Annotated in this window: 24 protein-coding genes; 8 read left to right on the forward strand and 16 right to left on the reverse strand. The window is 64.5% G+C overall.

All coding sequences use genetic code 11. From position 1 onward, the window contains the following. Positions 1 to 54: 54 nt before the first annotated feature. From rpaB to ACJ0G7_RS06605, 5 genes are all read right to left on the reverse strand, one after another. Positions 55 to 822 (reverse strand): response regulator transcription factor RpaB, encoded by a 768-nt coding sequence (gene rpaB, locus ACJ0G7_RS06585; protein ID WP_043694229.1) that lies wholly within the window; start codon positions 820 to 822, stop codon positions 55 to 57. A 104-nt stretch (positions 823 to 926) separates the two neighbouring features. After that, on the reverse strand, positions 927 to 2,222 hold the full coding sequence (locus ACJ0G7_RS06590; protein WP_407395485.1) for an ABC transporter substrate-binding protein: 1,296 nt from the start codon (positions 2,220 to 2,222) through the stop codon (positions 927 to 929). Then, positions 2,219 to 2,728 (reverse strand): rod shape-determining protein MreD, encoded by a 510-nt coding sequence (locus ACJ0G7_RS06595; protein ID WP_407395486.1) that lies wholly within the window; start codon positions 2,726 to 2,728, stop codon positions 2,219 to 2,221. Before ACJ0G7_RS06595 ends, ACJ0G7_RS06590 begins: the two co-directional genes overlap by 4 nt. A 3-nt stretch (positions 2,729 to 2,731) precedes the next feature. Beyond that, positions 2,732 to 3,478, reverse strand: a complete 747-nt coding sequence (mreC, locus tag ACJ0G7_RS06600; protein WP_043694220.1) for a rod shape-determining protein MreC — start codon at positions 3,476 to 3,478, stop codon at positions 2,732 to 2,734. Positions 3,479 to 3,482: 4 nt separating this feature from the next. Beyond that, a complete protein-coding gene (locus ACJ0G7_RS06605) occupies positions 3,483 to 4,535 on the reverse strand; it encodes a rod shape-determining protein (protein WP_043697206.1) in 1,053 nt (350 codons plus the stop codon). A 139-nt stretch (positions 4,536 to 4,674) separates the two neighbouring features. Here ACJ0G7_RS06605 and ACJ0G7_RS06610 point away from each other — a divergent pair, with 139 nt between their 5' ends. Beyond that, positions 4,675 to 5,055: a single-stranded DNA-binding protein gene (locus ACJ0G7_RS06610; RefSeq protein ID WP_043694217.1), complete on the forward strand. Its 381-nt coding sequence runs from the start codon at positions 4,675 to 4,677 to the stop codon at positions 5,053 to 5,055. A gap of 20 nt (positions 5,056 to 5,075) precedes the next feature. Here ACJ0G7_RS06610 and ACJ0G7_RS06615 read toward each other — a convergent pair whose 3' ends face one another. Then, a complete protein-coding gene (locus ACJ0G7_RS06615) occupies positions 5,076 to 5,735 on the reverse strand; it encodes a DedA family protein (protein ID WP_407395487.1) in 660 nt (219 codons plus the stop codon). A 63-nt stretch (positions 5,736 to 5,798) separates the two neighbouring features. Next, a complete protein-coding gene (gene ahcY, locus ACJ0G7_RS06620) occupies positions 5,799 to 7,229 on the reverse strand; it encodes an adenosylhomocysteinase (protein WP_043694211.1) in 1,431 nt (476 codons plus the stop codon). Between the two features lie 22 nt (positions 7,230 to 7,251). On the opposite strand from ahcY, the gene tsaE reads away from it, so the two are divergent. After that, positions 7,252 to 7,776, forward strand: a complete 525-nt coding sequence (gene tsaE, locus ACJ0G7_RS06625) for a tRNA (adenosine(37)-N6)-threonylcarbamoyltransferase complex ATPase subunit type 1 TsaE (RefSeq protein WP_407395488.1) — start codon at positions 7,252 to 7,254, stop codon at positions 7,774 to 7,776. Here tsaE and ACJ0G7_RS06630 read toward each other — a convergent pair. Both ACJ0G7_RS06630 and mutY read right to left on the reverse strand, forming a co-directional pair. Continuing rightward, positions 7,731 to 8,684, reverse strand: coding sequence for a carbohydrate kinase family protein (locus tag ACJ0G7_RS06630; RefSeq protein ID WP_407395489.1), 954 nt, complete (start codon positions 8,682 to 8,684; stop codon positions 7,731 to 7,733). The genes tsaE and ACJ0G7_RS06630 overlap by 46 nt on opposite strands. Next, positions 8,677 to 9,813: an A/G-specific adenine glycosylase gene (gene mutY / locus ACJ0G7_RS06635; protein ID WP_407395490.1), complete on the reverse strand. Its 1,137-nt coding sequence runs from the start codon at positions 9,811 to 9,813 to the stop codon at positions 8,677 to 8,679. Before mutY ends, ACJ0G7_RS06630 begins: the two co-directional genes overlap by 8 nt. Positions 9,814 to 9,921: 108 nt before the next feature. Here mutY and ACJ0G7_RS06640 point away from each other — a divergent pair, with 108 nt between their 5' ends. Then, positions 9,922 to 10,845, forward strand: coding sequence for an alpha/beta fold hydrolase (locus ACJ0G7_RS06640; protein ID WP_407395491.1), 924 nt, complete (start codon positions 9,922 to 9,924; stop codon positions 10,843 to 10,845). On the opposite strand, the gene ACJ0G7_RS06645 is transcribed toward ACJ0G7_RS06640, so the two are convergent. Together ACJ0G7_RS06645 and mgtE are read right to left on the reverse strand one after the other, a co-directional pair. After that, the gene (locus tag ACJ0G7_RS06645) at positions 10,830 to 11,828 is read right to left on the reverse strand and encodes an RpoD/SigA family RNA polymerase sigma factor (protein ID WP_043694202.1); all 999 of its coding nucleotides are present in this window, start codon (positions 11,826 to 11,828) and stop codon (positions 10,830 to 10,832) included. The two genes, ACJ0G7_RS06640 and ACJ0G7_RS06645, sit on opposite strands and share 16 nt — an antisense overlap. 52 nt (positions 11,829 to 11,880) lie before the next feature. Beyond that, positions 11,881 to 13,341: a magnesium transporter gene (gene mgtE, locus ACJ0G7_RS06650; protein ID WP_407395492.1), complete on the reverse strand. Its 1,461-nt coding sequence runs from the start codon at positions 13,339 to 13,341 to the stop codon at positions 11,881 to 11,883. 74 nt (positions 13,342 to 13,415) lie between these two features. On the opposite strand from mgtE, the gene ACJ0G7_RS06655 reads away from it, so the two are divergent. Beyond that, positions 13,416 to 13,889, forward strand: coding sequence for a glutathione peroxidase (locus tag ACJ0G7_RS06655; RefSeq protein ID WP_407395493.1), 474 nt, complete (start codon positions 13,416 to 13,418; stop codon positions 13,887 to 13,889). Here ACJ0G7_RS06655 and ACJ0G7_RS06660 read toward each other — a convergent pair. Genes ACJ0G7_RS06660 through gyrB form a run of 4 tightly spaced genes read right to left on the reverse strand, consistent with a single transcriptional unit; the run spans position 13,855 to position 16,894 of the window. Next, positions 13,855 to 14,253 carry a FluC/FEX family fluoride channel gene (locus tag ACJ0G7_RS06660; protein WP_407395494.1) on the reverse strand — a complete coding sequence of 133 codons (399 nt, stop codon included), beginning with the start codon at positions 14,251 to 14,253 and terminating at the stop codon, positions 13,855 to 13,857. The two genes, ACJ0G7_RS06655 and ACJ0G7_RS06660, sit on opposite strands and share 35 nt — an antisense overlap. Continuing rightward, positions 14,246 to 14,614 carry a CrcB family protein gene (locus ACJ0G7_RS06665; RefSeq protein WP_043694192.1) on the reverse strand — a complete coding sequence of 123 codons (369 nt, stop codon included), beginning with the start codon at positions 14,612 to 14,614 and terminating at the stop codon, positions 14,246 to 14,248. Before ACJ0G7_RS06665 ends, ACJ0G7_RS06660 begins: the two co-directional genes overlap by 8 nt. Then, a complete protein-coding gene (locus ACJ0G7_RS06670) occupies positions 14,607 to 14,912 on the reverse strand; it encodes a hypothetical protein (RefSeq protein ID WP_043697195.1) in 306 nt (101 codons plus the stop codon). The genes ACJ0G7_RS06665 and ACJ0G7_RS06670 overlap by 8 nt, the downstream gene beginning before the upstream one ends. 14 nt (positions 14,913 to 14,926) lie before the next feature. Continuing rightward, on the reverse strand, positions 14,927 to 16,894 hold the full coding sequence (gyrB, locus tag ACJ0G7_RS06675) for a DNA topoisomerase (ATP-hydrolyzing) subunit B (RefSeq protein ID WP_043694188.1): 1,968 nt from the start codon (positions 16,892 to 16,894) through the stop codon (positions 14,927 to 14,929). A 157-nt stretch (positions 16,895 to 17,051) separates the two neighbouring features. Here gyrB and miaA point away from each other — a divergent pair, with 157 nt between their 5' ends. Both miaA and infC read left to right on the forward strand, forming a co-directional pair. Beyond that, positions 17,052 to 17,948 (forward strand): tRNA (adenosine(37)-N6)-dimethylallyltransferase MiaA, encoded by an 897-nt coding sequence (gene miaA / locus ACJ0G7_RS06680; RefSeq protein WP_407395495.1) that lies wholly within the window; start codon positions 17,052 to 17,054, stop codon positions 17,946 to 17,948. A gap of 57 nt (positions 17,949 to 18,005) precedes the next feature. Beyond that, positions 18,006 to 18,659 (forward strand): translation initiation factor IF-3, encoded by a 654-nt coding sequence (gene infC / locus ACJ0G7_RS06685; protein ID WP_043694181.1) that lies wholly within the window; start codon positions 18,006 to 18,008, stop codon positions 18,657 to 18,659. Here infC and ACJ0G7_RS06690 read toward each other — a convergent pair. Further along, on the reverse strand, positions 18,656 to 19,417 hold the full coding sequence (locus ACJ0G7_RS06690; RefSeq protein WP_407395496.1) for a dienelactone hydrolase family protein: 762 nt from the start codon (positions 19,415 to 19,417) through the stop codon (positions 18,656 to 18,658). The genes infC and ACJ0G7_RS06690 overlap by 4 nt on opposite strands. Positions 19,418 to 19,496: 79 nt before the next feature. On the opposite strand from ACJ0G7_RS06690, the gene ACJ0G7_RS06695 reads away from it, so the two are divergent. Together ACJ0G7_RS06695 and cysE are read left to right on the forward strand one after the other, a co-directional pair. After that, positions 19,497 to 20,498, forward strand: coding sequence for a GntR family transcriptional regulator (locus ACJ0G7_RS06695; RefSeq protein ID WP_043694179.1), 1,002 nt, complete (start codon positions 19,497 to 19,499; stop codon positions 20,496 to 20,498). Positions 20,499 to 20,508: 10 nt separating this feature from the next. Next, entirely contained in the window at positions 20,509 to 21,255 is a 747-nt protein-coding gene (gene cysE / locus ACJ0G7_RS06700; RefSeq protein ID WP_043694176.1) for a serine O-acetyltransferase, read from the forward strand. Positions 21,256 to 21,327: the final 72 nt, after the last annotated feature.

Consider the following 21,327-nt stretch of genomic DNA (forward strand, 5'->3'; position numbering starts at 1 on the left):
CGGCAGGGGCAGACGGGCGCCATCCTGCCCGCCCGCGTCGCTGGATGTCCCGCCTCAGGCGCTGGCGACGGCTCCCTGATCTCCGAGGCGCTGGGAGGCGTAACCGATTCCTCGAACCGTGAGGATCAGCTCAGGATTGCGGGGATCGGGTTCGAGTTTGCCCCGCAGTCGCGCCACATACACGTCCACCACCCGAAGATCCGCTGATCGCCTCGGCGGGTAGCCCCACAGCTGCTCAAGGATTTCAGCCCTGGGCACAATCCTGCCCGGCTCCCGGAACAGCAACTCGAGCAGGCTGAATTCCGTGTAGGTGAGATTCACACGCTCACCGCCCTGCGTCACCTGACGACGGTTGGTATCGACCACCAGCTCTCCGACCCGCAGAATGCCCTGGCCGGTCGGCAGTTCGCGGGTCTCAACGACGGCAGCACCACGACCGACCCGTCGCAGAATGGTGGCGATCCGTGCCTCCAGCTCCTTCGGACTGAACGGTTTCGGGAGGTAATCGTCAGCGCCCAGATCGAGGCCGGCAACGCGTTCCGAAATCGCCTCAACCGCGGAGAGAAAAATGATCGGAACGCACGATTCAGCGCGCAGACGTCGACAGACAGCAAAGCCATCCAGCTTGGGGAGCATCACATCAAGCACCACCAGATCCGGTGCTTCACGGTGAAACAGCTCTAACGCCTGTTCTCCATCTTCAGCACAGACGACGCGGTATCCGGCGAGCTGAAGACGCATCACCAGCACGCGACGGACGGCTGCCTCGTCGTCGACCACAAGCAGTGTGGCCTTCGGTTGCGAGGGCTCTCCGCCCGCCATTGGCTACATCTGTTAACGACTTGCAACCCTACCGGCAAGGGTGTTGAAACCGACGCAAACAAGCTGTTACAGGAAAGGTTTACGGATTGCCTTAAGAATTGACGTCATGGCCAGCGTGACCGCGAGTACCGGTCCCACTCATCGGCCGCCATGGCCAGCGCCGCATCGCTCTCGATCTGGCCGAGCATCGCGCGTTGCAGCTGGGTGTAGACGATCTTCTGCAGCCGTTTGATGCCGGGCAGAGCGGGCACAAGAACCCTGGCCTGATCAAGGATCCGGGCGGAGAGAAGACGGGCGGTTCGAATCTGCGCCTGCTCCGCTGTATCGGGCTGCTCCTGGTCGAGGGCCGTGCGCACCTGCTCAAGAGCCTCCTGGGATGAGGGCAGGACCCTGGCCTCCCTGGCGAAACGGGCCTGATTGGCAGCATCGGTCAGAAACAGGGCCAGGGCCACGGCCTCGGCGGGATGCCGGCTCTGGCGCGGAACAGCCAGCGTCATCAGGGCGACATTGGCTGTGCCGTCCTCTCCGGTGAGGGGCGGATGGGGTTCGGTCACGGCCGCCACGCCGGGGGCGTTGGTCTGAATGCTGCGCAGAAATTCCGCCCCGGTGGCGGCGAGAGCCAGATCACCGCTCTGGAAAAGCTCGATCGCCCGTCGCTGGCCCTGACTGACCACCTCTCGCGGCAGCAGACCCTGCCGGTAGAGATCCGTCCAGAAGCGGAAGGCGCGCCGACCGGCCGGGCTGTTGAACGCAGCTCGCCTCTGCCCGTCGAGCAAGACCACGCCCATCTGCACCAGCGACTCCAGCATCTCGGCGGAGTCATCAGGCACCACGGTGACGAACAATCCATAACGACCGGTCCGTTCCCGGATTCGGCGGGCGAACTCGGGCACCGCATCCCAGCGCCTGGGGGGAGACTCCAGCCCGGCCTCCTCCAGCAGGCGGCGGTTCACCAGGCTGAGCCTGACGGTGAGGTACCAGGGGATGGCGATCTGACCGGCCTCCGGATCCCGGCAGGCCTGCCAGACCGACGGCAGATAACGCTCCGCTGCACCGGAGGGCAGCAGCGGCGTGAGATCGCTCAACCCTCCCTTGCTGGCCAGATTGGCCGCGAACGGTGGGTTGAGATTCACCACATCCGGGGCGGTGCGTGCGTAGACCGCCGCCAGCAACTTGCGCTCCACAGACCCCCAGGGCAGGTCGGTCCAGCGCACGGGGAGCTGCGGTCGCCGCTGTCGCCAGACCGTCAGCAGATCATCGAAGTAGGGGTTGAACTTGGGGGCCAGCTGGAGAGTCCAGAGATTGAGCTCATCGGCTCGCGAGCCGCCCCGACCGCAGGCGGCCAGGCCAAGGGCAGCGGCTCCGAGCAACAGCTCCCGTCGCGTCACCGGCCCGTTCATGACGTGCCTCTTTTGCGCCACAGCAACAACTGCATCGAAACCAGCATCGGTGCCAGCAGCGCCGTGACAAGGGTCTGACAGAGCAGGGTCTGCAAGCCCCAGCTGCGCATCCAGGGATCAAAGCTCCAGCCCTCCTGGATCAACAGCTGCAATAACTGACTCAGCCCCACCGTCACCGATCCGATCCAGGCCAGCAATCCGAGATTGAGCGTGCGCTGAATCGCGGGGGGGCGTCGACCCAGTCGCCCCCACCACCAGCCCAGCAGCAGCAGCGCGGGAATCTGACTGACCCCTCCCAGGCTGAGGCCATCCAGCACAAGGCCGAGAGCGATCCCCGCCACGGCGCCCGACACCGGTCCATCCACCAGCGCCCAGGGCAACAGCCAGAGCACGGCCCAGGCCGGAGGCACCCCATCGAGTCCGAGCCAGGGCGGGCTGGCAAGACTCAGCACCGGCACCAGCAGAGCCGTGACGACGCAACCCGGTTGACGATGCAGACGGGCCATCGCTCAGTCGATCCGCACCTGAACCCAGTCGATCGCCTCCGGCGCCGCAATCAGCTGAACCACCGCCCTGGGAGCGGGAACCGCACGCTCATCCACGGACTGGATCACGCCGACGGGAACATTCGGAGGCAACAGCGTGCTGGCGGGAGAGGTGCTCACCAGATCGCCGGCCCGCACGTCGAGATCCTTGTCGATGAAGCGCAGCTGGGGACGGTGGGTGCCGAGCCCCACCAACAGTCCATGCCGTCTGGAGCGGGGCAGCCAGACCCCCACCTCACTGCCTGGAGCGGTCAGCAGACGAACGCGGGCTGTGGTGGGGGTCACACTCTGAACCCGTCCCACCAGTCCGCCCGGCCCGAGAACGGCATCCGCAACGCTGATGCCGTTCAGGGATCCCTTGCCCAGCTCCAGCTGCTGCCACCAGCCGCGTGGCTGGCGGGAGATCACGGCAGCCGCCACGGTGCTGTCGGCCCCGCTGTTCCTCTGCAGCTCCAGAAGATCACGCAAGCGCTGATTGTCCTGCTCCAGCAGGGACAGACGAGCCTGATCCTCCAGGGAAGCGGCGGATGACACCCATTCGCGCTGAGCCGGACCAGGCCAGAACGGTCGACTGAGCAGGGCATAGGCATCGGCGAAACCCGCTCCCTTGCTCAGCCGCACCATCAGCAGTCCAAGCAGCAGAGCGAGCCATGGGGCGACCCGCCCGAGGGCACGCCAACGGCCGTTACCGGGCCAGAGGGACGCCCCCATCGGATCAGGCGCCAGCCGCGGATCGGACGAATTCCGGTGTGTCGACCACCCGTTGCAGACGCTTCCAGTCCTCGAGGACCTGACCGCAACCGTTGACCACACAGAGCAGCGGATCCTCCGCCACATGCACGAAGATCCCGGTCTCGTGGCTGATCAGGTCACTGATGCCGCGCACGAGTGCTCCGCCCCCGGCCAGCATGATGCCGCGATCGACGATGTCAGCGGCCAGTTCCGGTGGCGTGCGCTCGAGAGTCCGCTTCACGGCCTCGACGATCACGTTCAGGGGCTCAGCGATCGCCTCACGCAGATCACCCGCCTTGAGGTTGATGGTGCGGGGAAGACCGGACAGCAGGTGCAGTCCGCGCACATCCATGGATTCCTGGTCGAAGGCGTCATCGGGGAAGGCGGAGCCGATGCGGATCTTGATGTCCTCGGCGGTGCGCTCACCCACCACCATGTTGTGCACCTTCTTCAGGTAGACGCCGATCGCATCACTGATCTCATCTCCGGCGACGCGGACGGATTCACTCAGCACCGTCCCGCCCAGGCTGAGAACGGCCACCTCGGTGGTGCCACCCCCGATGTCCACGATCATCGTGCCGACCGGTTCGGTGACGGGAAGTCCGGCACCGATGGCAGCGGCCACCGGTTCATCGATCAGATGCACCTCCCGGGCGCCGGCCATGCCGGCCTCACGCACGGCACGCCGCTCAACCCCGGTGACGCCGCTGGGAATCCCCACCACAAGCCGCGGCGCCATGATGCCGCGCCCTTCATTGCCCTTGGTGATGAAGGTCTTGAGCATCTGCTCAGCCGCATCGAAATCCGCGATGACGCCATCCCGCAGCGGACGCACGGCTCGGATGTTGCCGGGGGTGCGGCCCAGCATCAGCTTGGCCTCATCGCCAACGGCCAGGGTGGCTCCACGCTCGAGATCGAGCGCGACGACGGAAGGTTCCTGGAGAACGATGCCGCGGCCGGAAACGTAGATCAGCGTGTTGGCCGTGCCCAGGTCGATGCCGATGTCACGGGACAGCTGAAAACGTCGGAAAAGCACGTCCACGGATCAAGTCGCCGAATCTTAAGGGCGTTCTGCGGGTCAGCCTGTGACGGACGCCGGCCACGGTGGAACTCCTTGAAAGCAGCCACCTGAACCGTGGCGCATCATTGTTCTCAAGACTTAGGAGACCTTTTTTATGGGCGTCAATTCCGTCACCCTCGTCGGTCGAGCCGGCCGCGACCCCGAAGTGCGTTACTTCGAATCCGGAAGCATGGTGGCCAACCTCACCCTTGCCGTGAACCGCCGCAGCCGCGACGACGAACCGGACTGGTTCAACCTCGAGATCTGGGGCAAACAGGCCCAGGTCGCCGCGGATTATGTGAAGAGGGGCTCCCAGCTGGGCATCATCGGCAGCTTCAAGCTCGACCGCTGGACGGACCGCAACAGCGGTGAGGAGCGCAGCAAGCCCGTGGTCCGCGTGGACCGACTGGAGCTGCTCGGCTCCAAGCGGGACAACCAGGAGGCTGCCGGCAACTTCGGCGGCAGCCAGGCCTCGGATGAAGAGATTCCCTTCTGATCCGCACCCCGGCGCTGCGGTCAGTCCCCGGACTGCCTGCGGCGCCAGACGCGCAACCCCAGCCAGATCCCACCGGCCAGCACGGCGATCACCAGCAGCAGCTTCACCAGCTTGGAGACGGGATCGATCCAGACCTCAACATTGCTGTACCCCTCACCGAGCACCATGCCGGCGACGGTGAGCAGCAGGGTCCAGATCAGGCTGCCGGCGGTGGTCCAGATCAGAAACGGGGCCATCGGCATCATCTCGATTCCGGCGGGAACCGAGATCAGGGTGCGGATCCCTGGCACCAGACGGCCCCAGAACACCAACGCGGTGCCGTAACGCGTGAACCAGCGACGGGAGCGGGCCAGCTCCTCCGGGCTGATGCCGATCCAGCGACCATGGCGGGCCAGCCACTGCTCGATCCGCTCTTCATTGATCAGTCGACCGATGCCGTACCAGGGCAGCGCCCCCAGCACTGTTCCCAGCAGGCCGGCGATCACCACGGGGATCAGCTGCAGCTGGCCCTGCTGCACGTAGAAACCACCCAACGGCATGATCAGCTCCGATGGGATCGGGGGAAAGAGATTCTCCAGAAACATCGCCGCGAAGATCGCGGTGTAACCCAGCCACTGATTGGCTTCCACAGCCTGTCCGATCAGCTCCGGCAAGCGGGTGATGACATCAGAAAGCCCCATGGAGCCTGCGCGGGATCGCGCAAGTCTTCCATGGGGCAGAGGGGTTGAGGACCCTGCGGTCGATCAGTAGCGGTAGTGGTCGGGCTTGAACGGACCTTCCACGGGCACGTTGATGTAATCGGCCTGGTCCTTGCTCAGCTCGGTGAGCTTGGCGCCGATGCGGTCGAGGTGCAGACGGGCCACCATCTCATCGAGGTGCTTGGGCAGCACATAGACCTCCTTGCCGTATTCGCTGCCTTTGGTGAACAGCTCGATCTGAGCCAGCACCTGGTTGGTGAACGAATTGCTCATCACGAAACTGGGGTGGCCGGTGGCGCAGCCCAGGTTCACCAGACGGCCTTCCGCCAGCAGGATGATCCGATTGCCGCTGGGCAGGGTGATGTGATCCACCTGCGGCTTGATGTTGTCCCACTCGTAGGACTTGAGGGAGGCGACATCGATCTCATTGTCGAAATGGCCGATGTTGCAGACGATCGCCTCGTCCTTCATCTTCAGCAGGTGCTCGTTGCGGATCACCTGGTAGTTGCCGGTGGCGGTCACGAAGATGTCCATCTCCTCGACCACGTCTTCGAGACGCACCACGCGGTAACCCTCCATGGCCGCCTGCAGCGCGCAGATGGGATCCACTTCGGCGATGCAGACGGTGGCACCGAGACCGCGCAGCGACTGGGCTGAGCCCTTGCCCACATCGCCGTAACCCATCACCAGCGCCTGTTTGCCGGCCACCATCACATCGGTGGCGCGCTTGATGCTGTCGACGAGCGACTCGCGGCAGCCGTAGAGATTGTCGAACTTGCTCTTGGTGACCGAGTCGTTGACGTTGATGGCAGGGAAGGGCAGCTCCCCGCTCTTCTGCATCTTGTAAAGACGGGCCACACCGGTGGTGGTTTCCTCGGTCACGCCCTGGATCTGCGCCTTGGTGCGGCTGTAGAAGCTGGGATCCTGAGCCAGCTTCTTCTTGATGGAAGCGAAGAGGTAGGTCTCCTCCTCATTGGCAGGGTTCTCCAGAACGGTGATGTCCTGCTCCGCCTTGCTGCCCAGCATCACCAGACCGGTGGCATCGCCGCCGTCATCCAGGATCATGTTGGGGGAACCACCATCGCCCCACTCGAGGATGCGATGGGTGTAATCCCAGTACTCCTCCAGGGTTTCACCCTTGACCGCGAACACCGGGATGTTCTGTGCCGCGATGGCGGCAGCCGCATGGTCCTGGGTGGAGAAGATGTTGCAGGAGGCCCAGCGCACCTCGGCACCCAGTTCGACGAGGGTTTCGATCAGACAGGCGGTCTGGATCGTCATGTGCAGAGAACCGGCGATGCGCGCCCCCTTCAGGGGCTTCTCAGTGCCGTATTTCTGACGCAGCGCCATCAGACCGGGCATCTCGGTCTCGGCGATGTCCAGCTCCTTGCGGCCGAATGCGGCCTGGGTGATATCTGCAACGACGCAGTCGGTGCCTAGCTTCAGCTCAGGCGCGGTTGTGGGCGCTGCCACCATGACGTAAGGCTCCCTGGGGAATTTGAATGTGAATCTCTGCGGAGACGCCGAGGCTTCGGGCTCGCCAGGCGCGGACTCTACACAGTGTCTCTGGGAACTTGAGACCCTTGAGACCACTCGAGCCCTTGGGCGGGGGCTGGCACAACGCCTGCCGAAGGGCGCCATTCTTCTCCTTGAGGGTCCTCTGGGCGCAGGCAAGACCTCTCTGGTGCAGGGCCTGGCCCTGGCCTGTGGCATCAGCGAACCGATCACCAGCCCGACCTTCTCGCTGGCCCAGCACTACCCGGACGGCAATCCGCCCCTCGTGCACCTGGATCTCTACCGGCTGGACACCCCCGGATCAGCGGATGAGCTGTTCCTGCAGGAGGAGGAAGAAGCCCGGGCCATGGGAGCCCTGATGGCCGTGGAATGGCCGGAGCGACTCAGGCTGGTGCTCCCTGAGGCCTGGCAGCTGGACCTGGCCTACCAGGGAGAGGGGCGGCAGGCCCGACTCACGCCACCTCATGCCCCGGCGATGAACGCCTCCACCTCCGGCGCACTGGGTTGAGGATCGATCCCTCCGGCTCCGCTGCAGACCAGAGCACCGCAACCGGCGGCGAAGCGCACCCGGTGTGCAGGGGGAAGATCCCAGCAATGCAACAGGCCCGCCGTGAAGGCATCTCCGGCACCGGTGGTGTCCACCACGTCCGACGGACGGAACGCCGCAAGGGAACCGGAGGCACCCTCCATCCACCAGGTCACCGGCTCGGCTCCATCGGTCACCACCACATCCGGGGCCTGGGGCAACAATCCGCTGATCACCTGCGCTTGCGCTGAACCGAAGAACCAGATCGCCTCCTCGCGAGCGAGCTTGATCAGGGCCGCCTGCTCGAGCAACGGCCGGATGGCCGCCAGCGCGGAAGGCGGCGGCCCTGCGGACGGATCAGCATCGGCATCCCAGAAGGTGGGTCGCCAGTTCACATCAACAGCGATGGCCATGCCGCGGACGCGCGCCTGATCGACAGCGCCTCTCAAGGCAGCAGCCGCAGCCGGTGTCGCCAGGGGGATGGTGCCCACGAGGAGCCAGCGGGCGGATCCAGACAGTGTTGGCGCTTGCAGCGCCTGATCAGCGAACCCCTGGCCCCGGTCACCGGCAAAACCCTGAAACTGTCGCTCACCTCCAACGGTGCGGCGCACCAGCACGATCCGCGACGGCCGCTCCGGATCCAGCTGAACGCCGGAGCTCTCGATGCCGCGCTGCTGAAACAGTCGGAAGAACTGATCGCCAATGGCATCCCTCCCCAGACGACCCACGAACGCCACCGGCGTGCCGAGCCGGGCCAGGGCGCAGGCGACATTGGCAGGAGCCCCACCGAGGCGATCGTCCACCGGCTGATCCAGCGCGGGGTCCCCTCCGGGAGGACCGAGCCGGTCCACCAGCGCTTCCCCAAGACAGAGCACCCGGGGATCAGCCACCAGCCGTCTCCGGATGCGCGAGCAGAGCATCGATAATGCGGCTGTTGGCGGCGGGGAAGGGATAGGTCTGGAGATCACCGGGCTTCACCCAACGCACCTGCTGACTGGCCAGGGGTTTCGGCTCTCCGGACAACCAGCGGCAGACATGCACCACGAAGCGCAGCCGCTTGTGGCTGTAAGCGTGATCAACGCTGATCAGTTCCTGACCCACCGTCACCTCGATCGCCAGCTCCTCCTGGAGCTCCCGGGTGATGCAGGCCTCGATCGTCTCTCCAGGCTCCTGCTTGCCACCGGGGAATTCCCAGAGACCACCCAGCAACCCCTCCTCCAACCGCTGGTCGATCAACACTTCACCGTCGGCGTTGAGCACCACGCCGACGCCGATCACCTGAAATGGAACCGGTTTGCGTTCCTCACTCACAGGCCAGCGGCTGGGCTCGCCGGCAGCGTAGGCAGCGCAGTGCCGTTGCCAGGGACAGGCGTCACAAAGCGGTTGACGCGGGGTGCACAGGGTTGCCCCGAGATCCATCAAGGCCTGATTGAAATCTCGCGGGCGCTGCGGATCGAGAAGCGCATGGCTCCACTGCCAGAAGAGGGCCTGATCCCTGGCGGGAGGTCGGTCGTGGGCCCTGAGGCGAGCCAGAACGCGCCGCACGTTGCCGTCCAGAATCGGCACGGGTGCATTGAAGGCACTGGACAGGATGCTTCCGGCGGTGGTGCGTCCGATCCCCGGCAACGCCATCCATTCCTCGAGATCCCCGGGCCAGGAACGCCCTGAGATCTGCTGAGCCGCCTGATGCAGACGGCGGGCCCGGGAGTAATAGCCAAGGCCTTGCCACAACAGACGCACCTGCTCAAGCGATGCCGCCGCCAGAGCCTCCACGGTTGGAAACACGGCCATCCAGCGATGCCAGTAGGGGAGCACCACCGCCAGCTGGGTCTGCTGCAGCATCACCTCCGCGATCCAGATCGGATAGGGATCCAGGGGCTGATCAGGAGCAGGTCGGTCCCCGCTGGAGGTTCGTTTCCAGGGAATGTCGTGGCGACCATGGTCGCTCCACCAATTCAGCAGCAACGGTCTGAGCTCAGCCTCGTTTGAACGACATCCGTTGCTGCGTGTTGGCGTCATGGACATCAACCGATCGTCGCCAGCGTTCCTTTAAATGTTCAGCACAAGTCGTCTTCGCTGCGTGGTCCGCTCATTTCTTTTGCCCGCGCCTCCCAGGTCATTCCAGGCATGACGGTGCAGGAAGGTCTGTGGTGCTGGGGGGATCGCAACATCGGATGGACGCTGATGGGGAATCCCGAGGCACCCCTGGCCGTGCTGCTGATCCACGGTTTCGGCGCCAACACAGGGCACTGGCGTTTCAATCAACCGGCCCTGGCTGCGCTGGCTCCGACCTACGCCATCGACCTGCTCGGCTTCGGCCGCAGCGACCAACCGCGGGCGCGACTGAAGGACGAACCGGAGCAGCCAGGGTCCGTCCTCTACGGATTTGATCTCTGGGGGCAGCAGGTGGCGGACTTCTGCCGGACGGTGATCGATCGGCCGGTGCTGCTGATGGGCAACTCGATCGGCGGGGTGGTGGCCCTGCGGGCAGCACAGCTGCTGGGCGACCGCTGCTGTGGCGTGGTGCTGATCGATTGCGCCCAGCGCTTGATGGACGACAAGCAGCTGGCGACACAGCCCGCCTGGATGGCCTGGATCCGGCCATTGCTGAAAACCATGGTGCGCCAGCGATGGCTGAGCACCACCCTGTTCCGCAATGCGGCCAGACCAGGGGTGATCCGCAGCGTGCTCAAACAGGCTTACCCCAGTGGTCAGCATGTGGATGATGCCTTGGTGGAGCTGCTGTTTGAGCCCACTCGCCGGAATGGTGCCGCCGAAGCGTTCCGCGGCTTCATCAACCTGTTCGACGACCACCTCGCACCACAGCTGATGCAGCACCTGAAAGTGCCGGTGGATCTGATCTGGGGCGAGCAGGACCCCTGGGAACCCTTACCGGAAGCTCAGCGCTGGGCTGAACAGATCTCCTGCGTGCAATCCATCAGCGTGATCAGTGGCGCCGGCCACTGTCCCCATGACGAAGCACCGGATCAGGTCAATCCGGTGCTGCTCAGACTTGTGGAAACAACCAACCGGCCTCAGCAGGCCACGTAGGCCTCCACCTGGTCACTGATGCGACGCAGACCGGCCAGTCCGTCGCGCTCAAGATTGCGGACCCGATCACGGCTCATGCCGAGGATGCGACCGATGCCCGTGAGGCTCATCGGATCTTCGCCATCCATGCCGTAACGCATGCGGAGCACCTGCTCCTGCAGATGGGGCAGCTGACGCAGCAGATCGCGCAGATCTCCCTTGAGGCAGTCCTCTTCCACCTGATCACTGGGGAGGTCTCCATCACCCGCCAGCAGTTCCAGCAGCTCGGTGTCATCGCCATCGCCCACCTTCATCTCGAGGCTCACCGGCTGACGGGCCCGGCACATCAGATCCTTGACGTCGTCTTCCGGCAGCTCGACGAACTCCGCCAGCTCGGTGACCGTGGGCGTGCGACCGAGATCCTGACTCAGCTCACGCTGCCCTTTCTTGAGCTTGTTGAGCATCTCGGTGATGTGGATCGGCAACCGGATGGTGCGGCTTTTCTCAGCGATCGCTCGGGTGATGCCCTGACGGATCCACCAGTAGGCATACGTGGAGAACTTGTATCCGCGGGTCGGGTCGAACTTCTCGACGCCGCGCACCAGACCGATGGTTCCTTCCTGGATCAGATCCAGAAGTTCCATGTTCCGCTTGGTGTATTTCTTGGCGACGCTCACGACCAACCGCAGGTTGGCCGCCACCATTCGCTCCTTGGCGCGCCGGCCGTGCTGAAGCTTGCGCTTCAGCTGCATGGCGGACATCCCGGAGGCTTTGGCGAGAGCATCCTGAGAGGGCCTGCCGCCGTCGCGGCTCTCGATCTCCTGTTCCAGAGTTTCCAGATCCATCAGCTCCTGAACCTGTCGTCCAAGCGTGATCTCCTGCTCATGGGTGAGGAGGGGAACACGACCGATGTCACGCAGGTAGGAACGGACCAAATCGACGTCAACGCTGACGCTGCGGGCCGCCGAAGCGGGCTTTGTTGCAGCGGCGGTAGCCGGTGTCATGGCGCTTCATTGAGTTATGTAAAGCGTACTCCTAAGAAACGTAAACGAACTCTCAGAAAGCAGAAGCCAAGGCGATTTGGGTAGAAATACCTGTCGCCTGGAGCAGCTCCGGCAGGTTCATCAGCAGCCACTCCGCCGTTTTGAGATAGATGAGCGTGCCGGCCACGTCCGTGCAGGTGGTGATGAACGGCGTCGACATCAAGGCCGGATCCAGACCCATGCGGTCGAACAGCAGCGGAAAGGCTGCGCCGGCGGTGGCCGCCAGCGTGGTGATCGCCAGCAGGCTGATGCCCACCGACAGGCCCACCAGGGCGCTTTCTCCACGCCACCAGGCAAAGGGCACCACCAGGATCATCATCAGGACCCCCAGCAGAGCTCCGGCCAGCGCTTCCCGCACCACGGCCTTCATCGGTCCCAGCGCCGTGATGCTCTGGGTGCTCAGGCCCCGGATCACCACGGTGGAGCTCTGAGCACCGACGTTGCCGCCGGTGCCCCCCAGCAAGGGAATGAAGGCGGCGAGCAGCACCACCTTCTGCAGCACGTCCTCATTGGCAGCGATCACTTCGGACGTGAAGAAACTGGCCACCACCAGCACCGCCAGCCACACCACCCGACGACGGGCGACGGTGAACAGATTGCTGCTGAAGTAATCGTCTTCATCGCCGGCCTGCACGGCGCCGGCGGCGTACAGATCGCGGGTGGCCTCCTGCTCGATCACATCGATGACGTCATCCACCGTGACGATGCCCACGAGCCGCTGCTCGAGATCCACCACCGGCACGGCAAGGAAGTCGTACCGCTGGATCGTGCGCGCCACCATCTCCTGATCGGTGTCGGTGCTCACGCTGAGCACGTCTGCCGTCATCACATCCCGGATCCGGTCATCGGGATCCGCGGTGACCAGATCCCGCAACGACAGGATGCCGGTGAGACGCCGCTCGGTATCCGTGATGTAGAGCGAATAAATGGTCTCGGTCTCACGGGCCCGGCGCCGGACGATGTCGAGCGCCTCGAGGGCTGTCTGGTTCTCCTTCAGAGCGATGTATTCGGTCGTCATCAGACGACCGGCTGTCTCCGCCTGATAGCCCAGCAGCTCGGCCGTGACCTTGCGTTCCTCCGGACTGAGCTGATCGAGCAGCTGACGCACCACCTTCGCCGGCAGCTCCTCGAACAACCGCGCCCGGTCATCCGGAGACATCTCCTCCATCACCTCCTGCATCTCACCGGAGCGCAGCAGGTTCAGCAGGTTCTGCTGGGTGGCTGTATCCAGGTACTCGTAGACACTGATCGCCTCGTCCTTGCTGAGCAGACGGAAGGCAATGGCCTGCAGGTTCTGCGGCAGGTTGCCGATCGCCTCCGCCACATCCACCGGCTGGACCGGCTCCAGCAGCAGCTTCACAGCGTCGTAGTTGCCGACGCTGAGCATGGCCTCAAGCTGACGGGTCACCACCTCCGCCAGGAGGTGGTGCTCCACGGTCACGCCTCCGGCGGACGCTGCAGCTACCTCGCTCATGGACGACCGGCAAGGGCCCCAAGTGTATGGGCAGTTCCATTGGGTAACGTCGCGGCGAGCAGGGCTTTCAGACGATGACGATCAGCATCAGCAACGTGTCCGTCCTCAGCGCGGATGGCAGCGAGAAATCGCTCGGCGACTACGCCGGACGCGTGCTGCTGATCGTGAACGTGGCCAGCCGCTGCGGCTTCACCCGCCAGTACTCCGGTCTGCAGCAGCTGCAGGACCGCTTCGGCGACCAGGGCCTGTCCGTGCTCGGCTTCCCCTGCAATGACTTCGGGGGGCAGGAGCCCGGCAGCCTGCCGGAGATCCAGAGCTTCTGCTCCACCACCTACGGAGCCAGCTTCGAACTCTTCGGGAAGGTGCATGCCATGGGCAGCACCACCGAGCCGTTCACCACCCTCAACCGGATGGAGCCTGCCGGTGATGTGGGCTGGAACTTCGAGAAATTCCTTGTGGGGAAGGACGGCACCGTGATCGAACGGTTCAAGAGCGGCGTGGAACCGGAGCAGCTCAGCGAGGCGATTCAGGGGGCTCTGGACGCCTGAACCGACGTCCGAAGACAAAGCCCAGGGCAGCAGCGCCCAGGCCCAGCCCCAGGGTGAGAGCGATCAGGCCGACCGCTGAACCCCACTCCCCGCGACTGAGATCACGCATCGCCGCCAGCATCCAGCTGCTGAAGGTGGTGAGCGACCCGCAGAAGCCGATGCCCAGGAGCAGCTGACGCCGTGGTGCCGCCGGCAGACCGGCCAGCAGGCCAAGAATCGCGGCGCCCAGGGTGTTCACCAGAACATTGCGATCCTGCAGCTGAACAGCCCATTGCCAGCGCAGCAGGGCCCCCGGCACGGCACCCAGGGCCACCAGCAGGAGCTCCTCCAGTTCAATCCTCAGGGGGGGTCTTGACTCAGGCATGCATCCCCAGTCCGTATCCGGCTGCGGAAGCCAGCAAACCTGCCAGCACCGAGGCTGCCGCCAGAGCAGCAGCGGCCAGGGCATGGCCGGCCCGCAGCTCATTCAGCAGTTCCACCACGAAGGTGGAGAACGTGCTGAGGCTGCCGAAGAAGCCCACCCCGATCAGCAGCACGATCCCGGTGCGGGCGGAGCAGGTTTCCTCCAATGCCAGCACCAGACCGAGGGCGAAGCAGGCGAGCACGTTCACGGTGAAGGTGCCCCAGTGCTTCTTCGGAACCATCGGCTCGAAATGGTTCACCATCTTCAGGCGCAGCCAGGCTCCTGGAACAGCACCGATCGCCACCAGCAGAGCTTCAGGCACGGAGCCAGCCTCGTGGACAGTCGCCGCTGAGCACCTGCACCTGAAGCCAGTCCTGGCCGTCGTCCCCCGGCCAGCGGCGCAGCAGCCGACAGGGGGTTCCGATGGCGAGAGTGCTCAGGCTCGGTGCCACCGCCAGCGGACTGAGCCGCAGCGGGCAGTCGGAACCGATGTGCAGCGGACCGCTGCCGGAGCGACGACGGACCTGAGGCTGACGGAACTCACCGCCACCAGCCGGCAGGGCTGCCGGCACCATCAGCGCCACCCCCAGCAGCCAGCTCCAACGCAACACACCTCCCATCGGAACAGTCCCCATCAGATGTCCAGAGCCGCCATATCGAGTTCAGCGCTGTGGGTTTCGATGAATTCCCGACGGGGCGCCACTTTGTCGCCCATCAGAATCGTGAAGATGCGATCCGCTTCCAGTGCATCTTCAATTTCGATGCGCTTCATCATCCGCGTGCTGGGATCCATGGTGGTTTCCCATAACTGCTTGGGCATCATTTCTCCAAGGCCCTTGAACCGCTGAATGGTGTAGTTGGCTTTTTCGCCAAATCCTTTCAGGGTTTTCTGCAGATCCGATTCGTTATAACAATAGGTGTGATTCTTGCCCCGCTCCACTTTGTAGAGCGGCGGACAGGCGATGTAGATGTAACCCCCTTCAACCAACGCTTTTTGGTAGCGATAGAAGAAAGTGAGAATCAACGTGCGGATGTGAGCGCCATCAACATCCGCATCGGTCATGATCACAATGCGGTGATAGCGGAGATTCTTTTCATCGAAGTCTTCTCCCTTGATGCCAAGCCCGAGCGCCGTGATCAAAGCCTGAATCTCGGTGTTCTTGTAGATCTTGGCGTCGTCGGTCTTCTCGATGTTGAGGATCTTTCCGCGCAGCGGAAGGATGGCCTGGAAGCGTCGGTCCCGCCCCTGTTTCGCTGACCCGCCAGCGGAATCTCCCTCCACGATGTAGATCTCAGATTCGCCCGGATCACGGGAACTGCAGTCGGCCAGCTTGCCGGGAAGCGTGGAACTCTCCAGCACACTCTTGCGGCGCACCAGCTCCCTGGCCCGCCGAGCCGCTTCGGCAGCATTGAAGGCCTGGATCGCTTTCTCCAGGATCAGGCCGATCACGGAGGGGTTGAATTCGAGGAACTGACTGAGCGACTCACCGACCAGATTGTCGACGATGCCACGCACCTCGGTGTTGCCCAGCTTCGTCTTGGTCTGACCCTCAAATTCCGGCTCCGGCACCTTCACCGAGAGCACGGCGGTGAGCCCCTCACGGATGTTCTCTCCGGCGAGGTTGGAATCGGCTTCCTTGCGCTTGCCGAGCTTCTTGGCGAAGGCGTTGAGGGTGCGGGTGAGCACCGTCTTCAGGCCTTCGATATGCGTGCCACCATCCACGGTGCGGATGTTGTTGGCGAAGCCGAGAATGCTGTCGGAATAGGCATCGGCGCACCACTGCAACGCGGCCTCCACCTGAACGCCATCCTTCTCGGAATTCACATAGATGATCTCAGGATGAAGGGCTTCCTTCTCCTTGTTCATGTAGGAGACGTATTCCTTGATGCCACCCTCGTAGAAATAAATTTCCTCGTGGGCAGATCCATCGGCTTCGCGGGCTGATTCACGCTCATCACGGAACACGATGCGGACACCGCCGTTGAGATAGGCGAGCTCCCGCAACCGTGCCGAGAGGGTGGCGTAATCAAAGATGATCCCGACCGTGAAGATCTCCTGATCGGGCTTGAAACACACGCTGGTGCCGGTGCGGTCCTGCTCCCCGTCGGGGAGCGGTTCCGACGCAAGGCTGCCGATGGGCGCACCCCGCTCGAAGCGCTGACGGTGCACCTGGCCCTGGCGCCGCACCGTGACCTCCACCCATTCACTGAGGGCGTTGACGACGGAGACACCGACACCGTGCAGACCGCCTGACACCTTGTAACCACCGGAGCCGAACTTGCCCCCGGCATGCAGAACGGTGAGCACCGTCTCCAGGGCGCTCTTGCCGGTGCGGGGATGCACATCCGTGGGGATGCCGCGGCCGTTGTCACTGATCGAAGCGGAGCCGTCCTCCCCCAGAACCACCACGATCTGATCGCAGTGGCCTGCCAGAGCCTCATCCACCGAGTTATCCACCACCTCGTAGACCAGGTGATGGAGACCCCTCGGCCCTGTGGAGCCGATGTACATGCCGGGGCGTTTCCGGACGGGCTCCAGCCCTTCCAGCACCTGAATCTGCTCAGCGCCGTAAGCGTTCTGGACCTTGGAAGCGTCGCTCATGCCGCAGCTCTTGAGCCAGGAGACAGGGTTCTAAAAGGCTGTAACAGCCTGAAACCTCGACCTGGCAGGCTCAATCTACCACCGGCCGTCCATAGAGGCTTCCAGAGGCCTCTCACGCGCCGTTTCATCCAGGGGTGCACCCCCCGGCCCGCTGCTGATGCCCTCAGACCCGCTGGTGATCGTGCTGCTCGGGCCCACCGCCAGCGGCAAGACGGCCCTCTCCCTGGGGATCGCCGAGCGGCTCGGACTGCCGGTGATCAACGTGGATTCCCGCCAGCTGTACCGGGAGATGGATCTGGGCACCGCGAAGCCCACCGCCGCCCAACAGGCGCGGGTTCCGCACCATCTGCTCGACCTGCGCCCGCCGGACCAGCCGATCACCCTCCAGGAGTTCCAGGCGGAAGCCAACCCCTGCATCGACGCGGTGCTGAAACGGGAAGGGATGGCGCTGCTGGTGGGCGGCAGCGGCCTGTACCTGAAAGCCCTCACCAGTGGCCTGCGACCGCCTGCCGTGCCGCCGCAACCGCAGCTGCGCCGGCAGCTCGACGCGCTCGGCCAGACCATCTGCCACCCGCTGCTGCAAGCCGCGGATCCCGCCGCCGCCGCCCGGATCGCCCCTGCGGATGCCGTGCGCACCCAGCGTGCGCTGGAGGTGCTCTACGCCTCCGGACAACCGATGAGCCGTCAGGCCACCGCGGAGCCGCCGCCGTGGCGGGTGCTCGAGCTGGGGCTCGATCCGGTGGACCTGCGGGGGCGCATTCAGCAGCGGACCGAACAGCTCTACAGCGACGGGCTGGTGGAGGAGACCCAACGCCTGGCAGAGCGTTACGGCGACAACCTGCCGCTGCTGCAGACCATCGGCTACGGCGAGGCGTTGAAGGTGTTGGCAGGGGCGATGCAGACGGCGGAAGCGATCCGGATCACCAGCCAGCGCACCCGTCAGTTCGCCAAGCGGCAGCGCACCTGGTTCCGGCGGCAGCACAACCCCCACTGGCTGGAGAGCAACGATTCCGAAGCGGAGGCGATGACGCTGATCGAGCGACACCTAAGGTGAAGGATGCAGGCCACCGTGAGTCACCCGCTGTCTGCTCCTGTCCCCTTCTCCTCCTGAATGCCCCCACGTCCCCGTTTTGATCGTCGTGCTCCTGTGCGGGAGCTGCCCAACATCAACGACCGGATCAATTACCCCCAGCTGCGGGTGGTCGACTCAGACGGCAGTCAGCTCGGCGTGATCAGCAGGGAGGAAGCGCTGGATGTGGCCCGGGACCGGGAGCTGGATCTGGTGCTGGTGAGTGAGAAGGCTGACCCGCCGGTCTGCCGGATCATGGATTACGGCAAGTTCAAGTTCGAGCAGGAAAAGAAAGCCAAAGAGGCCAAGAAAAAGTCGCACCAGACCGAAGTTAAGGAGGTCAAGATGCGCTACAAGATCGACCAGCACGACTACGACGTGCGGATCGGTCAGGCCCAGCGCTTTCTCAAAGCCGGCGACAAGGTGAAGTGCACGGTGATCTTCCGAGGCCGGGAGATTCAGCACACGGCCCTGGCGGAGACGCTGCTGCGGCGGATGGCCAAGGACCTCGAGGAGAAGGCCGAGATCCAGCAGGCACCCAAGCGGGAGGGCCGCAACATGATCATGTTCCTCACTCCGCGCAAGACCCCGCTCCTGAAGAAGGATGAGAAGGAGGCGGCTCCCAGCAAGGCCGTCCGCACCATCCCGTCACCGCCACGTCCCACCGCCGCCAAGCTGGCCGGCCGCCAGGCCTAGGCGAGGGAACGCTCCAGCAGCTGCCATCCGAAACGGGCCGCCTCCGGGTTGTAGCTGCTGCGCGCGTCGCACATGAAGCCATGGTCCGCCCCCTCCAGCTCCACATAGCGAAGGCGATCTCCCTCCGGGTCGCTCTGCCGGAGCGCGGCCTGGATCGCCGCCCGATCCTCAGCAGGGATCAGAGAATCCGCCGTGCCGCACAGACAGGTGAGCTGCCCCTGGATGCTGGGCAGCAGCGCGAGGGAGGGCGGTCCACCGCCGGGCCGCATGCGGCTGACGCCGGCACCGTAGAAATCAAAGCTGTGCTTCACCGCCGGCAGGGTGGCCGCCAGCAGAGCGGCGTGGCCCCCGAAGCAGAACCCCACCACACTGACTTCGGCTCCAGGACAGATCCGGGCCAGCCAGGTGATGGCCGCTGAAAGATCACTGAGAATCTGATCGGTGGTGGTGGCGTCCTTGTGACGCCGTCCTTGAGCCAGATCGGACGTTTCATAGGAGAGATCCAGCTCGGGGGCTGTGCGGGCGAACAACGGCACCGCCAGAGCCGGCACTCCTGCGGCGGCGAGACGATCAGCGACACCACGCAGCCAGGCATTCACACCGAACACCTCAGGCAGCACGATAACTACACGTTTTTGTGTAGTTATCGCATCAATATCGTGCTGCCCAGCAGCGGGGGTCGCCCACCAGCAGCGCAGCGGCACCGGACCGTCCACCACCTGAACCCAGTCGCTGTATCGGGAGTTGGAGATTGTCACAGGTCCGCAGGACACACACCCAATTGTCACCGCGGGTTCCGGTCCTTATGGTGGCCGCATTCCGACCTGGCCCACCGGCGTGCGATTCCACATCCAGCAGGAAAGCGACATTCCGGCATCAACCCAGCTGTACAACCAGATCTGCTTCGCCATCGCGGCCCGGCATTACCCCCCCGGCCACCGGCTGCCCAGCACGCGCCAGCTGGCGATGCAGACCGGCCTGCACCGCAACACGATCAGCAAGGTGTACCGGCAGCTGGAAACCGACGGTGTGGTGGAAGCGATGGCCGGATCCGGCATCTATGTGCGCGATCAGCAGAAACCACGGGAGATCCGCACCCCTCCCCACATCCGCAACCGCGGCGTCACCGACCTCGATCGCGAGGTGCGCAAATGCGTGGACGGTCTGCTCAACGCCGGCTGCACCCTGCAGCAGACCCGCGAGATGCTCACCCGTGAAATCGACTGGCGGCTGCGCTGCGGCGCCCGGGTGCTGGTCAGCACACCCAGAGAAGACATCGGCGCGTCGATGCTGATCTCCGAGGAACTCGAGCCCTGCCTCGATGTGCCCGTCGAAGTGGTGCCGATGGAAGAGCTGGAAAGCGTGCTGGAGAGTTCCAGCAACGGCACCGTGGTGACCAGCCGCTACTTCCTGCAGCCGGTGGAGGACCTGGCCAAGAAGCACGGGGTGCGTGCCGTTGCCGTGGATCTCAACGACTTCCGCCAGGAACTGGCGATGCTGAAGGAACTCCGCCCCGGCAGCTGCGTGGGCCTGGTGAGCATCAGCCCCGGCATTCTGCGGGCCGCGGAGGTGATCCTCCATTCGATGCGCGGCAACGAACTGCTGCTGATGACCGCCACCCCGGATGTGGGCAGCCGCCTGCTGGCGCTGCTGCGGGCCTCCAGCCACGTGCTGTGCGATCGCCCAAGCCTGCCGCTGGTGGAGCAGAGTCTGCGCCAGAACCGCTCGCAGCTGATGCGCATGCCCCAGGTGCACTGCGCCGAGAGCTACCTCAGCACCGATACGATCGAACTGCTCCGCAAGGAGATCGGCCTGCAGACCCCAGCGGCCGCCAGCTGACACCCCCGCGATGTTCGATCACATCCGCGCCGATCTCGCGATCATCCGCGAGCGTGATCCGGCTGCCCGCGGCTGGCTGGAGATCCTGTCCTGCTATCCGGGCCTGCATGCGCTGACGCTGCACCGTTTCAGCCATTCGCTCTGGCGCTGCCGGCTGCCGCTGAAACTGCTGGCCCGCTGCATCAGTCAGCTGGGTCGCGCCCTCACCGGCATCGAGATTCACCCCGGCGCCCGAATCGGCCGCGGCGTGTTCATCGACCACGGCATGGGTGTGGTGATCGGTGAAACCGCTGAGGTCGGCAACCGCTGTCTGCTGTATCAGGGCATCACCCTGGGCGGCACAGGCAAGGAGCACGGCAAGCGCCACCCCACCCTGGGGGAGAACGTGGTGGTCGGTGCCGGCGCCAAGGTGCTCGGCGCGATCACGATCGGTGCCAACACCCGCATCGGAGCCGGGTCGGTGGTGGTGCGCGACGTGGAATCGGACTGCACCGTGGTTGGCATCCCAGGCCGGGTGATCCACCAGAGCGGGGTGCGGATCAATCCCCTGGCTCACTCCGCCCTGCCCGATGCCGAGGCGAATGTGATCCGAAATCTGATGGAGCGGATCGATGAGCTGGAGAGCACGGTGCTCAATCTGCAGCGCTGTCTCCAGGAGGTGGCAGCCGGGCGTCAGGTGCGGGAGGTCTGCCGCGGCGAGGCCCAGAGCCTCAAGGACCGGGAAATTCTTGAATTCCTGGGGGAGAACACCGGCTGAACCTGATCAGCCCCACTCCCAGAAATGCTTGATCTGAGGATGACTCAGCTCATAGCGATGGTCGTTGGGGTC

Source organism: Parasynechococcus sp., from assembly GCF_045559935.1.
Taxonomy (GTDB): Bacteria; Cyanobacteriota; Cyanobacteriia; order PCC-6307; family Cyanobiaceae; genus Parasynechococcus.